This window comes from Psychrobacillus glaciei, from assembly GCF_008973485.1.
Taxonomy (GTDB): domain Bacteria; phylum Bacillota; class Bacilli; order Bacillales_A; family Planococcaceae; genus Psychrobacillus; species Psychrobacillus glaciei.
This window is the reverse complement of record NZ_CP031223.1, coordinates 1,328,269-1,343,587: the sequence shown is the minus strand read 5'-3', so window position 1 is coordinate 1,343,587 and position 15,319 is coordinate 1,328,269. Positions and strand designations below refer to the sequence as shown.

Genomic DNA, 15,319 nt, shown 5'->3' with positions numbered 1-15,319 from the left:
CAAACTGGGTTTTTAGACGCTTCTAAGCGCATCAATCGGGTTAAGTCTGGAAGCTTTCCGAGCTGGGGCAAATCCGAAAATAATGCCTATGCCTGCAGAAAAACCGACTGCTAATAGGACTGTTGAAATGGATAACGAGAAACTGACACCAATCACCATGCATACGACGAAAGCAATGAAGGATCCAACTAAAAAACCGAGGATTCCTCCAATTAGGGACAAAAATATAGACTCTAGTAAAAATTGCTGCTGTATTTTTTTTGGCTCAGCACCAAGCGCTTTTCTTAGTCCGATTTCAGTTGTTCTTTCTGTTACAGATACGAGCATCATGTTCATAATACCTATTCCACCAACAACCAGAGAAATAGATGCTATTCCAGCAAGCATGACTGTTAACATACTTGTAATTTGATTGATGGATGAGAGCATATCCTGCATATTAATAATGGAAAAGCCATCCTCTTTATAATTAAATGCTTGGTTTAAAACTCTTTCCATATCGCTCGTTATACTTTCAGAATAATTCGAGTCATCCATATAAACATCCACACTCGAAATGTATCTGGTACCAAGAAAGCTCATAGCAGTTGTATAAGGAATGATTACCGCATCATTATTAGACCCATTTGAAAAGCCGCTAGACTCTTGCAAAGTCCCTATCACATTGTAGGTCACTCCCCCAATCAGCAATTCTTTTCCTACAGGATTCACTCCCCAGAATAACTCATCGGCTATATTTGCACCAATCAAGGCTACCTTGTTTTTACTCTCAATATCAAACGTATTTATCCCTCTCCCGGCTTCCAGAAGATTTGCCGTCTTGGAAAAATACACGTCATTTTTACCTTGAACTGAAACATTCTCTTTTGCTTTTCCAGAATAGACAACAGATGTTTGACCTGATAAAGTCGGCGACACACCCGAAACATGTTCAATCTCCGCAAGCTTATTAATATCATTATCCATTAAACCTTGTTTCAAAGGGGTTCCCTTTGCTTGAACAGTTATTTTATCAACACCGAATGCCGAAACCTGATTAGTAACTTCACTTGTTGCTCCCTGCACGATAGTAATTAAGGCAATTATCGAAGCAACACCGATTACAATACCTAATATCGTTAGAAATGAACGCATTTTGTTTTGAATGACGTTCATCCAGGACATCTTAATATTTTCCTTAAACATTACGCTCCCTCCTCTTGAAGAACACCGTCTAATATTTGAACAATCCTACTGGCATTCTTAGCTATTTCCAAGTCGTGGGTAATCATAATGATTGTTTTCCCTTCATTATGAAGCTCTTGAAAAAGCTTCATAATTTGAAATCCTGTTTTTTGATCCAACGCTCCTGTTGGCTCATCCGCCAGTAAAATAGTTGGCTCTGTAACCATAGCTCTTGCAACCGCAACTCTTTGTTGCTGACCTCCAGATAACTGATTAGGACGATTTTTCATTTGCCCTTCAAGACCTACCCTAATCAACATTTCCTCCGCGCGCTTTTTTCGCTCCTTTGCGGGAACTTTAGAATAGATAAGAGGCAGTTCTACATTTTCTAGCGCACTTAGCCTAGGTAGAAGTTGGAACTGTTGAAAGACAAATCCTATTTGCTTATTGCGAATTTGGGCAAGTTCAATTTCAGTAAGAAAATCCACTTCTTGATTGGATAACATATACTTTCCGCTTGTGGCCACATCTAGACAGCCAATAATATTCATAAGCGTTGATTTTCCTGAGCCTGATGGACCGAGTAGGGATATAAAGTCCCCTTTATTGACCGTTAAATTAATATTATTTAAAACCGTTTGCTCTTCCGAACCTAAAGTGTAAGTTTTTGTTATGTTTTTCATGTTCAGAACAAGGTTATTCATTGTTTCTCCCTCCTGGCGATCCTCCTTGACCCATGCTACCTCCAGGTCCGAAACCTCTTGTAGAAGAAGTAGTTTTGGGAATTAAAATAACATCCCCGACAACTAATCCACTTTTGAGTTCAATGGTCGTCCCATCATTAACACCAGCTTGTATATATTTTTTTACCGGAATGTTTTTTTCTCCTGAAATGAGAACATATGGCTTGTTGTTTTCGTCAAACTGAATGGCTTTCATTGTAATAGTAGTGGCATCTGTTACACTTTGATTTAAAATTTTTGCCTCGGCACTCATGCCAACACGAATTGAATCGTCTTGAGTAAGATCAATTGTTGCTGTAAAGTAAGAAACACCATGGTCGTTGATTGCTTCCTTGGATACAGCAGAAATGGATCCTTTCACTTCTTTATCAAGTGCGCTTATTGTAACCTGAACATCTTTGTCGAGTGCAATATATTTTAGATCGTATTCGTCAACCTTGACACTAGTTTGCAAATTAGTATAATCCACAATGTCCATTAGCTTCATGCCTGACATGACTTGTGCGTTTTCCTCTATATAGATTTTGGAGACTTCCCCATCGATAGATGCTTTTACCTCATCACCTTGTGTCGTTTTCAGCAATACATCGTCTTTTTTGACTTTGTCTCCTTCCTTCACCTTTATTTGATCAATCTGCATGACCTTCTCACTCATCACATTCTGCCTATTTTTTGATTCGACTACACCAGAAAAGCTGTAGTATGTTGTAATATCACCAGATTTTACGGTTTCCTCATCAAACCCACTTAATCCCCTCGACATTAGTAATCTTGCACACAATACGCCAAGAATAACTAACCCAAGAATAGACCAAATTACAAATTTCTTTTTGCCCTTCTTTTTTTGTTTTGTACTCATATTAAATCCCTCCAAATTTCTGTCATAAGTTAAAGATAGAATGACATTATGAACTCAACATGAACTTTTTCAATTATTTGCATAAAAAGCACTAAAAAAAACGAGATTCTCTTAAATGATTAAGAGTTCTCGCTTTTATGTACCTTTACTTGAAATTTACTAGCCATGGAAGTTTTTTATCTTCAAAAAATTGTTAAATAATTATGGCGCATAACAATCCAAAGTATGTTGGAGCCTCATATGACAAAAATTCTATCCTACGTCCTTCTTGTGGAATTGCTCCTGCCAACATAAGGGTTTGCCAAATACCGTCCGGTTTTGCCGCTTCTACAAAGTCATCGTCAAACTCAGCCATCTTTTCAAGTTGGTTTTGTTTGATCATTATTACTACTTCTTCATCTAACATTTTTGCTGCCGGGTCATACCCATATGGTCCCGCTTCATCATGTGCATGTGACCAGTCACAGCTTGCGATTAGACCTACCCGTTTTTGTGATGCATGTACAGCTCTTCCCAGTGCTTTACCAAACTCCAAATGCGTTTCATAGGAAATATCTCTTGAAGGTGTAATCACTATAATCGGTACATCAGGCATAAATCGAAGGGGTACAATCGCTCCCCAGTCAAGAGGTAAACAAGATATTGGGCCCGATGAAGTTCCGTAATTTATAGTACCAGTAGGAATTCCTGCTAAAATAGCTTCGTCTGCAATCCTCCTTGCAAACTCTTTGTCAACAACCCTTTCCATCGTATATGAGGAATCATTCTCTTCAACTGTTCCTACCATCCTTTCAGAGGCTGAAATGGAAAATTGACCGTTAATTCGAGTGCCATGTGGGGTAAGTACAATTAGTACATCCGGCATCGCCTTTTCCATATTTTCGCCAATCCTTATTAAACTGTTGCGTGTTACTGCCATTCTGTTAGGATTCTTTCCTTTTAATTCAGGTATTATTTCTCCACCATGTGGTGAGATACATGCAAAAACAAATGGATTCAATTGTACACTCTCCTCATATTGATCAATATTTGAACTATAATACCTTTCCTTCGCTAAATTGATCGTGTATTCCTTTAATTACTTAAAAATACTTTAAAAAATGATACGCACTTGGCATCTTAGAAAATGTCTGAATTTCAAGTTTGTTAATTAGCTAATTATTCCTAATAACATATGTAACTAAAGTTAATCAACAAATTATATTTTAGAAATAGTGCGCAGTATGCCTCTGCACTTGCCGCACCTTGCATGAGCCAACTCGTGTTGCGCCCGAGTGGATCTCATCCTTCGGCTCATGCAGCCCGACGCGCTCCGGCAATAAGTATCTTCATTTTCTAAAAAAAATTCAATAAGCGACTAAATGAGACATAACGGGTTATGAACGCGACATGCTACCCTTTGAGAGCGACAAAACCTATTCCGAGCTCAACAAACATCTCTAAGCAAAGCCTTTACTTGGCATGAGATGTGTCTATTAATGGTGCACTATTTTAATGTTGAGCATATGTCTTAATTTTGTAGGATACTCGCACTGATTAGCTAGCAAACTTCCTTGGATTGGAGCGTCAGGCAGCTATTCCAGACGGTGGCCAACAGGATGTTGATCACGATGGCGTTGCCACACGATGTGGTGCTCTTAGCCTTCGTACCTCGGAGAAAGATGATCCATCATAAGCGTGAAGTGTCCCCCGCGGAAAGCGTTCGCCTAGAGCGGAAATCTTAGTCTTACTAAGTTGCACTATTTCTAAAGTGTCCAAAGTAAACCGAAAAGGTGTAAATGCAAATGGATTCAATGGACCTTTTCCGCTGGAATGTAAGAAAATAGTTAATCAAAAGACGTGTCAGAATATCAGTATTCACCAACAAAAAAGACATTCACCTGTTCAAAAGTGAATGCCTTTTTCAGTTCTCTTATTATGATGAGTTCCCATTTTCTATCTCTTTGTTTTACATTTATACTTTAAATTTACTTATTAGCGTCTGTAATTCTTCCGCCATTTTAGATAGTGATTCCGCTGCAAAGGAAATTTCCTCCATGGATGCCATTTGTTCTTCTGTAGCTGCCGAAACTTCTTGAGTACCTGATGCAGAATTCTCAGCAACCTCCGAAATTAATTTCATAGAACCAACCATTTGATCTGCACCAGCAGACATTTGCTGCACAGCAGATGAAACCTCTTTTATTCGCTTATTCACTTCATCTACAGAACCTTGAATTTGTTCAAATGACTCTCCAGCTGAGTTTACAACCTCAATTCCTTCATCCACTTCATTTGTAGCATTTTCCATTGATTGGACTGCTTTATTTGTTTCTTCTTGAATTGTTGATATCAACTGAAAAATTTGTTGTGCCGATTCACCTGATTGTTCCGCCAATTTACGAACTTCATCGGCAACTACTGAGAATCCACGTCCATGTTCCCCAGCTCTTGCTGCTTCTATAGCTGCATTTAAGGCTAACAAATTTGTTTGGTCGGCAATTCCGGTAATTACACCAATAATTTTACCTATTTCATTTGAATGTTCGCCCAATCCTTTTATCACTCTTCCTAATCCATTAACTGTTTCATTGATAGAGTTCATCTGTTGAATAGCAGCATTTATTACCATTCTACCTTCAGAGGCTTTTTGGGACGCTTCGATTGCAGTATCAGATACATCTTGAGCATTACTTGCAATTTGTTGTGCACCAAGAGACATTTTATTAATAGTTTGTGAACTTTCCTCCACACTTTGAACCTGTTTCTCGACGCCTTTTGCTACTTCCTGCATATTATTTGCTACTTGTTGCGTTGCAGTACTCGTTTGTTCAGCACTTGCTGTCAATTCCTCAGCTGATGAAGCTACTTGTTCAGCAGTTGAGCCTACTTCTTGTATTAAAGTACGTAGATTTCTTGACATCGTATTAAACGATTTAGCTAAATCACCAAGCTCATCTCTATTTTTAATGTCAATATCATTTGCAGATAAGTCTCCTGCTGCGATTTGTTCGGCCGATCTCCCCATTTTTATTAATGGATTTGAAATCATTCGAGAAATTACTAAAGCTACAACTATTCCAACAATAGTTGCTACGATAGATAAAACTAAAACAAAGAATACACCCGTTTTAAATAACTTTACTGATTGTGCTGATGCAGCAGATGCTGCTTTTTCATTTCTTTCAATTAGCTTGTCAATGGAAGCATCAGCTTCCTGCCATAAAGGATGTGCTTCGAGTTGAAGAATGTTTGCTTTAGAAAAGTTGTTTTTGCTAGCAGCTTCCATAATAGTCGGCAACTTTTCTACATATGCCTTATAATTTTCTTCAAAACTATTAAATATTAGTCTTCCATCCTCACTTAAAATTAAGGGTTCATACTTTTCAATTCTTTTATTAATCGATACTTCTGTTTCATTAATTCTTGACTGAAGTCTGTCCATTTCGCTTTTATTTGTCTCGAGTGTATATTTTAAAAGTAATCGCTGCAGATCTGAAAAATCTCCATTTAATCCTCCAAGCAAAACAATACTAGGCATTCTATTTTGATCTATTTCTTCTGTTTTTTTACCCATGCCTTCCATCTTTACTATGGCAATGGTACTCGTAGTTATAAGTAAAGCAATAACTAGTATAAAACTTACTAACAACTTTTTTCTTATCGTAAATCTCATTTTTTCTTATCTCCTTCATAAATTTTTTTATATTTTTATCCATTATATTAATATAACATTTTTCGATGGTATTTACGTGTTTAAATTTCAGAATTTTTACTTATTTATTTGCCAATTAGTTGAAAATCAAATTATAGAATTATAATATCTGGTAATTTTTTATCTTATTTTTGTTAAATTTCAACTAAATATTAAAATATTTAGTTGTGTTAAAATTGTAGATAGAAAAATTCTAACATCAAAAAAGGCACTTCCCAAGTGATTGGAAAGTGTCTTTTCTGTTTATTTCAATCGGTGATATCTTTTCTTTTATTTCAACAGTCCTTCTTTTAAATCATTATGCCACTTAGAAAGCATGGGTATGTCTGCTTCTGTAATTGCACCTACCTCTTTTGCTGCAGTCGTTAAAGCATCATAATTCGTTAAGCTCACAAATGAAATGCCCGCTTCATTAAATGCTTTTTCTGCTTTTGGAAGTCCGTATGTAAAAATACTTACTACTCCAAGTACCTCAAGCCCTTCTTTTTGAAGGGCTTCTACTGCTACTAAGCTACTTCCACCAGTTGAGATTAAATCTTCAATAACCACTACTTTTTGCCCTGCAACAACTTTGCCTTCGATTTGATTGCCTCGACCATGCTCTTTGGCTTTGGAACGAACATACAACATCGGAAGTTCTAGTACATCACTTACCCATGCAGCGTGTGGAATTCCTGCTGTTGCTGTGCCTGCCACAGCTTCTGTTCCTGGGAAGTTCTTCTCGATTGCTTCGGCTAATCCTTGTGCTATATGTTTACGAACTACAGGGGATGACATTGTAATTCGATTATCACAGTAGATTGGTGATTTAATACCGGAAGCCCATGTGAAAAGATCATTTGGTTTCAATTCGACTGCCCCTACTTGAAGCAATGCTTTTGCGATTGTATTTTCTAAAGTCATGCGTTTTCCTCCCACATCTTTAATATGTTCTTGTATGCTTGAACAGGATTTTCTGCTTTTGTGATCGCTCTTCCAACAACAATATGTGATGAACCTAGTAATCTTGCATTTGCAGGAGTTGCTACACGAATTTGATCATGTGAATCTCCTTCTGCTAAACGAATGCCAGGTGTTACTCGTAAAAAGTCTTTTCCACAAGCTTCCGCGATTGCTTTTGCCTCAAGTACAGAACAAACTACTCCGTCTAATCCAGCAGTTTTGGATAGTTTTGCATAGTGAACAACTGATTCATCAATTGATGTTTTGATTAGTTGCTCCTCTTGCATTTGTTTTTCTGAAGTCGAAGTTAGTTGAGTGACCGCAATAATAGAAGGTCTTTTATTGCCAGCAGTTGTTCCTGCTTCAAGTCCTTCGCGTGCAGCAATCATCATAACTTCTCCACCTGCAGCATGCACATTGACTAGGTCAGCCCCAAGTCGAGCCAACCCTTTCATCGCTTTACCTACTGTATTTGGAATGTCATGCAGTTTCAAATCCAGAAATACATCATGTCCCATTTCTTTCAGTTTATAAACGATGGATGGCCCTTCTTGTAAATAAAGCTCCATCCCAACTTTTACAAATAGTGATTGTTCGAAAAGTAATAGAAAGTTATAAGCATCATTTGTAGAAGCAAAATCTAATGCGATAATTGGACTGTTTTTCATAATCGATGGCTCCTTCCAACTAAATCTGATATTGTATTAATGCCAAGTTCATCTAATTTTTCTGGAAGCTGATCAATTAAATTTGGACATATAAATGGATCAACAAAGTTTGCTGTTCCCACTGCTACTGCACTTGCGCCTGCTGATAAAAAGTCAATGACATCATCGATGGAAGAAATCCCTCCCATTCCGATGATTGGAATCGATACTTGTTTCGCTACGTCGTACACCATACGTAGTGCCACTGGTTTAATAGCTGGACCTGATAATCCTCCTGTTATATTTGCAATAACAGGTCGTCCTGTTTTAGTATCTAATCGCATACCAAGTAATGTATTGATCATCGTAATACCATCCGCTCCGCCTGCTTCTACTGCTTTAGCTATTTCATTGACATTTGTCACATTAGGAGAGAGCTTTACGTATACGGGAACCGAAGATACTGCTTTAACTGCTTTAGTTAGTTGTTCTGCTACTATTGGATCTGTCCCAAATGTAATTCCACCTTGCTTTACATTTGGACATGAGATATTTAGCTCTAGTGCATGTACATTCGGAGCTTCCGAAATGCTTTTCGCCACTGCAACATAATCTTCTGTTAATGTACCAGCAACATTTGCAATAATTGGCACATCATATTGTTCTAACCATGGAAGCTCATTTTGCATTACTTTAGTTAATCCTGGATTTTGTAATCCGATTGCGTTTAACATTCCTGCAGGCGTTTCAGCTACTCGTGGCGTTGGATTTCCAAGTCTTGTTTCAATCGTTGTTGCCTTGATCATAATCGCTCCAAGCTTAGACAAATCATATAGTTGTGCATATTCTTTCCCAAACCCAAAGCAACCGGAAGCAGGCATAATTGGATTTTTCAATGAAAGGCCCGGTAATTCGACCGCTAATCTATTCATACTTGAACCACTCCTGACTGGAACACTGGACCATCAGAACAAACTTTCACATAATCAGCTTCTGTTTTTTCTGTTGTTTCACAAACACATGCAAAGCAGGCACCAATTCCACAACCCATTCGTTGTTCAAAAGATAAATATCCTTCTTTTTCAGGATACATTTTTTCAAGTGCTGCAAGCATTGGAGTTGGACCACAGCTGTAATATACAGCGAAATCCTCTTCTAACGTTTCTAACACATTTGTAACAAAACCTGCATGACCATAACTGCCATCTGCTGTTACGATATACGTTTTACCAAGCTCATTAAATTGCTTTTCATAAAAGACAACATCTTTTGATTGAAAGCCGAGTACGTGAATTGGCTGGACTCCTTTTTCCACTAGTCTTTTTGAAAGCTCATATAGAGGCGGTACTCCAATTCCTCCTCCAACAAGAAGCGCTTTCTGACCAGCTTCCACTTTATCAATAGGAAAACCGTTACCAAGAGGTCCAAGTACATCGACTTGGTCCCCTTGTTTTTTTTCAGAGAGAAGTGTTGTTCCCCTTCCATCTGCACGGTAAATCATTGTAAATTCAAGCGTTTCTTTGTTAATAGAAGAAATACTGATTGGTCTTCTTAGTAAAGGTTCCATTTGATCAGACACACGTATATGGACAAATTGTCCGGGTTGTCTCATGTCCAGTACATGTTGTCCTATTAATGTTAGTTCAAAAATGTTCGTCGCAATTTTTTTCTGTTTTACGACTTGCATTTGTCCTTGTCTAATCATGCACGAACCTCCTGATGTTTCATCGTCTCTGTAGAGAATGTCATGGATTCAATCACTCGCAGCATTGCCTCAGCAGTATCTAGAGAAGTTAAACATGGAATGCCATTTTCCACAGATTCTCTACGAATACGGAAACCATCACGTTCTGGCTGCATACCTTTTGTTAATGTGTTAATCACAAACTGTGCATTTCCTTTTTGAATGACATCTAACAAGGTAGTTCCTTTAGATCCAATTTTGTCTACAATATCTACCGGGATACCAGCTGTTTGGATTGCTTCTGCCGTTCCTTGCGTAGCAATGATGCGAAAGCCAATATTATTGAATCGCTTTGCAATCTCAGTAGCTTCTTCCTTATCTTTATCTGCTATAGTCATTAGCACTGATCCGTGATCTTTTATTTCCATTCCAGCAGCTACTAACCCTTTATATAATGCCTTTTCTAGCGTAATGTCTTTCCCCATTACTTCTCCAGTAGATTTCATCTCTGGTCCAAGCGTTATGTCTACTCGGCGTAGTTTTGCAAAGCTGAAAACTGGAACTTTCACATATACTCCTGGACTATTTGGAGCAAGTCCTGGTTTGTATCCTTGCTCTACAATCGATTGTCCTAAAATGGCTTTGGTTGCAATATTAGCCATTGGAATCGACGTAATTTTACTCAAGAATGGTACTGTACGACTTGAACGCGGGTTTACTTCAATTACGTATACTTCATCCTTTGATATGACATATTGGATATTCATCAAACCAACAATTTTTAATCCTTTTGCAAGACGAGTTGTGTAGTCCACTAATGTGTCGATATGTTGCTGCGATAGTTTTTGCGGTGGATATACAGCGATAGAGTCACCGGAGTGAACTCCTGCGCGTTCAATATGTTCCATAATTCCAGGAATTAATACATTCTCACCATCACAAATGGCATCTACTTCCACTTCTGTTCCAGTTAAGTAACGATCGATTAACACTGGTTTTTCTGGGCTTGCTTCTACTGCATGCTCCATATAGTATTTAATTTCACCTTCGTTATAGACAATTTGCATCGCACGGCCACCAAGTACATAAGATGGTCTTACTAGTACTGGATATCCGATTTCTTTCGCTATTACTACTGCTTTATCTACTGAAACTGCTGTTTTTCCAAGTGGTTGAGGAATACCTATTTCGTGTAGTGCAGCTTCAAACTTATTACGGTTTTCTGCACGGTCAATATCTTCTAGTGATGTACCTAGAATTTTTACGCCTCTTTCTTCTAACGCTTCCGCTAGATTAATAGCCGTTTGTCCACCAAACTGGACTACTACCCCTTTTGGCTGCTCCAAATCCACGATATGCATAACGTCTTCTACAGTTAATGGCTCAAAGTACAATTTATCTGAGATAGAAAAATCTGTCGAAACCGTTTCAGGGTTGTTGTTTATTATGATTGCCTCATAACCTGCTTCTTTAATCGCCCAAACCGAGTGCACTGTTGCATAGTCAAATTCTACCCCTTGCCCGATGCGGATTGGACCAGAGCCTAATACGATAACACTTTCTTTGTCTGTACGAATGGATTCATTTTCTTCTTCATATGTTCCGTAAAAGTATGGAGTTTCTGATTCAAACTCTCCTGCGCAAGTATCAACCATTTTATACACAGGTACAATGCCATGCTCTTTTTTAAAGTTATACACGTCAATTTCTTTTACTTGCCAATATTTCGCGATAGTTTTATCTGCAAATCCCATACGTTTTGCTTTGTATAGCACCTCTTGATCAAATGGATTTGCTTGAATTACTTCTTCGTATTTCACGATGTTTTGAAGTTTATTTAAGAAAAACACATCGATTTGACTCCATTCGTTGATTTGCTCTACTGATACTCCGCGACGAAGTGCTTCGCCGATGAAGAATAAACGCTCGTCACCTGCACGACGGATACGTTTTTCTATCCACTCATCTGTAATCGAATCACTGTTTTTCATTTCGATATGGAAATGTCCAGTCTCAAGAGAGCGAACTGATTTAAGAATTGCTTCTTCGAATGTACGTCCTAAAGACATTACTTCACCAGTTGCTTTCATTTGAGTGCCTAGATTACGTTTGGCAGATTCAAATTTATCAAATGGCCATCTTGGAATTTTAGCAACGATATAATCTAATGCTGGTTCAAAGCATGCATATGTTTTTTCTGTTACTGGGTTCATCATTTCATCTAATGTTAGACCTACTGCTATTTTCGCAGCAAGTTTTGCAATTGGATAACCAGTTGCTTTGGATGCAAGCGCGGAAGAACGGCTTACACGTGGATTCACTTCGATAATAAAGTAATTGAAGCTATTTGGATCAAGTGCAAGTTGTACATTACATCCACCTTCAATTTTTAGTGCACGAATAATTTTTAATGATACATTACGAAGCATTTGATTTTCACGGTCCGATAAGGTCTGCGTTGGAGCAACTACGATGGAATCCCCTGTGTGAATACCTACTGCATCCACATTTTCCATATTACATACAACGATCGCATTATCCGCCGAGTCGCGCATTACTTCATATTCTATTTCCTTATATCCAGCAATCGATTTTTCAAGTAAACACTGTGTTACTGGGCTATATTTTAACCCACTTGTCACGATTTCCGCTAGGTCTGTATCGTTATTACAAATTCCGCCGCCAGTTCCACCTAGTGTAAAAGCAGGACGCACAATTACCGGGTATCCAATTCTTTCAACAAATGCTTTTGCTTCATCCAAGTTGTGAATAATATCACTTTCAGGTACAGGTTCACCTAATTCATTCATTAATGTACGAAATAAATCACGGTCTTCTGCTTTATGAATTGCTTCTAGCTTTGTTCCTAAAATTTCTATTCCTAATTCATCTAAAATACCTGATTCATCAAGCGCAATTGCCATATTTAATCCCGTTTGTCCACCAAGTGTTGGTAGAATGGCATCCGGACGTTCTTTACGAATGATTTTACTCACAAATGGCAATGTGATTGGTTCGATATATACTTTATCCGCGATTTCTGTATCCGTCATAATGGTTGCTGGATTCGAATTCACTAGAATGACACGATATCCTTCTTCTCTCAATGAAATACATGCTTGTGTTCCAGCATAGTCAAATTCAGCTGCTTGACCTATGATAATTGGACCTGAACCAATTACTAATATCGTTTCTATATCTTTACGTTTAGGCATGTGAATTCTCCTTTTTGCTTTCTAGTATCATTAATTCGATAAATTGGTCAAATAAGTGGGTAGAATCCTCAGGTCCTGAAGAACCTTCTGGATGGAACTGCACGCAGAACACTGGAAATTTTGTATGTCGTACCCCTTCTACAGTACCGTCATTTAAAGCAACATGTGTAATTTCTAAATCTGTATTAGCGATTGAATCTGCAACGATTGCATAACCATGATTTTGTGAAGTTAGCTCGGTTCTTCCAGTAGTTAAATCTTTAACAGGATGGTTTCCTCCACGATGTCCAAATTTCAATTTGAAAGATGTTGCGCCACTTGCAAGAGAAATAAGCTGATGTCCAAGACATACACCGAAAATCGGAACTTGGCCGATAATCTCTTTAACCATTTCAACTACTTCTGGAATATCGGTTGGATCCCCAGGTCCGTTTGAAAGCATTACACCATCAGGATACATGCCCAAAATATCTTTTGCAGATGTATTGTAGGGTACGACAATGATGTCGCAATCACGTTTGTTTAATTCTCTTAAAATACCATGCTTCATACCAAAGTCTACGAGTACAACTTTTTTCCCGCGTCCTGGACTTGGATATGAACGAGTGATGGAAACTTGTTCTACTTGGTTTTTAGCAATTTCTGTAGCTTTCAATGCTTCCACTACTTCCTCCACATTCACTTCTTCTCCAGCTTTTGTTAGCTGCCCTTTTAAAGAACCATGCTTACGAATTATACGTGTTAGCTTTCTTGTATCAATTCCTTCAATTCCAGGAACATTTTTTGCCTCTAAAAATTCGCTTAGTGTACCTGTACTTCTAAAATTTGATGGTTGCTCAGCTAGCTCTCTTACTACAACTCCAGATAGACCAATTTGAATCGCTTCAAAATCATCAGGATTCACACCATAGTTGCCAACCATTGGATATGTGAAAGTTAGAATTTGCCCGCAGTTAGAAGGATCCGAAATCGATTCTTGATATCCAGTCATTCCTGTAGTAAAGATAACCTCTCCAATTGTTCCTTCTTCACTACCAAAAGCGTTACCTTTAAATGCTGTACCATCTTCTAAAATTAAGTATCTCGTTTTCATGCGTTTTCCTCCTGCCATATGATTTCTCCGTTATAAATGGTAACTTGTGGCCAACCTGTGCATACCCAACCGTTAAATGGTGTATTTTTTCCTTTTGAAAGAAATGCTTCTTTATCGATTGCTTGTTCTTTTTCTAGGTCAATTAATACTAAATCCGCTGACGCTCCAACTTCTAATTTTCCGAATTCAAATCCGAAAACTTCAGATGGTTTAGTCGTTAAATATTCTAGCAGTTGTTTTAAAGTCCACTCTCCACTTTTCACGAAATGTGTATATAAAAGTGTAAATGCAGTTTCTAAACCGACAATTCCAAATGGTGCCTTTTCAAAGCCATTTGCTTTTTCTTCTTCTGTATGTGGTGCATGATCTGTTGCAATGAAATCTAAAGTTCCATCTAGCAGTCCTTCACGCAATGCGAGCATATCCTCTTTTCCTCGAAGCGGAGGATTCATTTTCCAATTTGCATCATTACTTGGAATATCATCTTCACAAAGTAACAAGTGATGGGGACTTACTTCAGCTGTAACATGTATACCTGCTTTTTTAGCATCTCTTATCACTCTTACTGATTCTTTTGAACTGACATGACATACATGGTAATGGACTCCTGCAGCTTCTGCGAGTAAAATATCTCGCGCAATATGTACTGATTCTGAAACAGAAGGGATTCCTTTTAATCCAAGTTCTTCGTTTCGTTTTCCTTTATGCATTACACCACCGTAAATAAGTGTATTATCTTCACAGTGTGCGACAACAGGGATATGTAGTTTTGCTGCTTCTTCCATCGCTTCCAACATCGTTCCTGCAGCCTGAACTCCTACACCATCATCTGTTAGAGCAAATGCGCCAAGTTTTTTCAGAGCTTCGATATCTGTTCTTTCTTTCCCAGCTTGTCGAATAGTAATCGATGCGTATGGTAAAACTCGAATAAGTGCATGTTTTTCAACTAAATCTAATACATGAGAGAAGTTTTCAGCTGTATCAGGGACTGGTCTAGTATTTGGCATGGCACAAATAGTCGTATAGCCACCTTTTGCAGCAGCTTTCGTTCCTGTTTCAATCGTTTCTTTATGTTCGCCTCCTGGTTCGCGTAAATGGACATGCACATCGATAAACCCTGGCGAAAGAAGCATTCCATTACCATCAATTACTTGTGCATGATCTTCCGTTTCTTTTGCTCCGATTTTAGCAATTTTCCCGTTTTCAATTAGAACGGATGTAAATTCTAAATCTCCCTCATTGTTCATAACTTGAACGTTTTGAATAATTTTTGTCATG

At 38.1% G+C, this 15,319-nt stretch carries 12 protein-coding genes; all 12 read right to left on the bottom strand.

The window, feature by feature from the left end; genetic code table 11:
- Positions 1–12: 12 nt before the first annotated feature.
- The 12 genes from PB01_RS05970 to PB01_RS05915 all read right to left on the bottom strand — a co-directional run bounded on the left by PB01_RS05970 (position 13) and on the right by PB01_RS05915 (position 15,318).
- Complete coding sequence (locus PB01_RS05970) at positions 13–1,185, bottom strand: ABC transporter permease (RefSeq protein WP_151699355.1); 1,173 nt, start codon at positions 1,183–1,185, stop codon at positions 13–15.
- Complete coding sequence (locus PB01_RS05965; RefSeq protein WP_151699354.1) at positions 1,185–1,868, bottom strand: ABC transporter ATP-binding protein; 684 nt, start codon at positions 1,866–1,868, stop codon at positions 1,185–1,187. The genes PB01_RS05970 and PB01_RS05965 overlap by 1 nt, the downstream gene beginning before the upstream one ends.
- Entirely contained in the window at positions 1,861–2,766 is a 906-nt protein-coding gene (locus PB01_RS05960) for an efflux RND transporter periplasmic adaptor subunit (RefSeq protein ID WP_151699353.1), read from the bottom strand. Before PB01_RS05960 ends, PB01_RS05965 begins: the two co-directional genes overlap by 8 nt.
- A 193-nt stretch (positions 2,767–2,959) precedes the next feature.
- On the bottom strand, positions 2,960–3,766 hold the full coding sequence (locus tag PB01_RS05955; protein ID WP_151699352.1) for a DODA-type extradiol aromatic ring-opening family dioxygenase: 807 nt from the start codon (positions 3,764–3,766) through the stop codon (positions 2,960–2,962).
- A gap of 954 nt (positions 3,767–4,720) precedes the next feature.
- Entirely contained in the window at positions 4,721–6,421 is a 1,701-nt protein-coding gene (locus PB01_RS05950; protein ID WP_151699351.1) for a methyl-accepting chemotaxis protein, read from the bottom strand.
- Positions 6,422–6,730: 309 nt separating this feature from the next.
- Complete coding sequence (gene pyrE / locus PB01_RS05945) at positions 6,731–7,363, bottom strand: orotate phosphoribosyltransferase (protein WP_151699350.1); 633 nt, start codon at positions 7,361–7,363, stop codon at positions 6,731–6,733.
- Positions 7,360–8,070, bottom strand: coding sequence for an orotidine-5'-phosphate decarboxylase (gene pyrF / locus PB01_RS05940; RefSeq protein WP_151699349.1), 711 nt, complete (start codon positions 8,068–8,070; stop codon positions 7,360–7,362). Before pyrF ends, pyrE begins: the two co-directional genes overlap by 4 nt.
- Positions 8,067–8,981 (bottom strand): dihydroorotate dehydrogenase, encoded by a 915-nt coding sequence (locus PB01_RS05935; RefSeq protein WP_151699348.1) that lies wholly within the window; start codon positions 8,979–8,981, stop codon positions 8,067–8,069. Before PB01_RS05935 ends, pyrF begins: the two co-directional genes overlap by 4 nt.
- Positions 8,978–9,754 (bottom strand): dihydroorotate dehydrogenase electron transfer subunit, encoded by a 777-nt coding sequence (locus PB01_RS05930; protein ID WP_151699347.1) that lies wholly within the window; start codon positions 9,752–9,754, stop codon positions 8,978–8,980. The genes PB01_RS05935 and PB01_RS05930 overlap by 4 nt, the downstream gene beginning before the upstream one ends.
- Positions 9,751–12,948 carry a carbamoyl-phosphate synthase large subunit gene (carB, locus tag PB01_RS05925; protein WP_151699346.1) on the bottom strand — a complete coding sequence of 1,066 codons (3,198 nt, stop codon included), beginning with the start codon at positions 12,946–12,948 and terminating at the stop codon, positions 9,751–9,753. Before carB ends, PB01_RS05930 begins: the two co-directional genes overlap by 4 nt.
- Positions 12,941–14,041 (bottom strand): carbamoyl phosphate synthase small subunit, encoded by a 1,101-nt coding sequence (locus tag PB01_RS05920; protein WP_151699345.1) that lies wholly within the window; start codon positions 14,039–14,041, stop codon positions 12,941–12,943. The genes carB and PB01_RS05920 overlap by 8 nt, the downstream gene beginning before the upstream one ends.
- Positions 14,038–15,318 carry a dihydroorotase gene (locus PB01_RS05915; RefSeq protein ID WP_151699344.1) on the bottom strand — a complete coding sequence of 427 codons (1,281 nt, stop codon included), beginning with the start codon at positions 15,316–15,318 and terminating at the stop codon, positions 14,038–14,040. Before PB01_RS05915 ends, PB01_RS05920 begins: the two co-directional genes overlap by 4 nt.
- Position 15,319: the final 1 nt, after the last annotated feature.

Excerpts from the sequence above, each read along its gene's own strand:
- PB01_RS05970 (WP_151699355.1), bottom strand. The coding sequence starts at position 1,185 with ATGTTTAAGGAAAATATTAAGATGTCCTGGATGAACGTCATTCAAAAC.
- PB01_RS05965 (WP_151699354.1), bottom strand. The coding sequence starts at position 1,868 with ATGAATAACCTTGTTCTGAACATGAAAAACATAACAAAAACTTACACT.
- PB01_RS05960 (WP_151699353.1), bottom strand. The coding sequence starts at position 2,766 with ATGAGTACAAAACAAAAAAAGAAGGGCAAAAAGAAATTTGTAATTTGG.
- PB01_RS05950 (WP_151699351.1), bottom strand. The coding sequence starts at position 6,421 with ATGAGATTTACGATAAGAAAAAAGTTGTTAGTAAGTTTTATACTAGTT.
- pyrE (WP_151699350.1), bottom strand. The coding sequence starts at position 7,363 with ATGACTTTAGAAAATACAATCGCAAAAGCATTGCTTCAAGTAGGGGCA.
- pyrF (WP_151699349.1), bottom strand. The coding sequence starts at position 8,070 with ATGAAAAACAGTCCAATTATCGCATTAGATTTTGCTTCTACAAATGAT.
- PB01_RS05935 (WP_151699348.1), bottom strand. The coding sequence starts at position 8,981 with ATGAATAGATTAGCGGTCGAATTACCGGGCCTTTCATTGAAAAATCCA.
- PB01_RS05930 (WP_151699347.1), bottom strand. The coding sequence starts at position 9,754 with ATGATTAGACAAGGACAAATGCAAGTCGTAAAACAGAAAAAAATTGCG.
- carB (WP_151699346.1), bottom strand. The coding sequence starts at position 12,948 with ATGCCTAAACGTAAAGATATAGAAACGATATTAGTAATTGGTTCAGGT.
- PB01_RS05920 (WP_151699345.1), bottom strand. The coding sequence starts at position 14,041 with ATGAAAACGAGATACTTAATTTTAGAAGATGGTACAGCATTTAAAGGT.
- PB01_RS05915 (WP_151699344.1), bottom strand. The coding sequence starts at position 15,318 with ATGACAAAAATTATTCAAAACGTTCAAGTTATGAACAATGAGGGAGAT.